At 43.3% G+C, this 554-nt stretch carries 1 protein-coding gene; it reads left to right on the top strand.

Annotated features, from left to right (window positions below; genetic code table 11):
* A partial coding sequence (locus HMPREF3138_RS25405) for a terminase gpA endonuclease subunit (protein WP_210394212.1) occupies window positions 1-554 on the top strand: 554 nt, incomplete at both ends.

The raw sequence follows: 554 nt of genomic DNA, 5'->3' as shown, positions 1-554 counted from the left end.
TACGAAGCAGGGGATCAACGTAAGTTTCATGTACCTTGTCCGAAGTGCAATCACTTCCATGAATTAGTTTTTGAAAACGTGCGTTTTGATTGGGAAGTACTGCCAAATGGACGTAGAAAAGCATTGCCGGAAACAGCCAAGTTACTTTGTCCAAACTGTGAACATCATATTACTGAGGGTGAACGTGTACGGGCAATTACTGGTGGGCATTGGATAGCAACAAATTCAAGTGGTAAGTATACATCATATCACGTTAGCCGCCTGTACAGTCCTATCAATACAATTGAAAGTACTGTTGAGGACTTCAGCAACGCACATTACAACTTCGATCTTCAGAGTTTTTACAACAACTCATTGGGCTTGCCTTATGAGCCAGAAGAGAACAAGGAACATAACCTAGTCGAGCTGGAGAACTTACGAGAAGAGATTTCAGTACTGGCAATCCCTGATGACTGCTTAGGTATCGTCCTAGGAGTAGACCAACAACAAGACCGCCTAGAATGCACCACTATGGGCTTCACGGAGAAAACCCTATACGTACTGGATCATAGAAG

Origin of the sequence: Serratia sp. HMSC15F11 (genome assembly GCF_001808215.1) — a bacterium.
Classification (GTDB): domain Bacteria; phylum Pseudomonadota; class Gammaproteobacteria; order Enterobacterales; family Enterobacteriaceae; genus Serratia; species Serratia nevei.
This window is presented reverse-complemented; position numbering and strand designations above follow the sequence as displayed.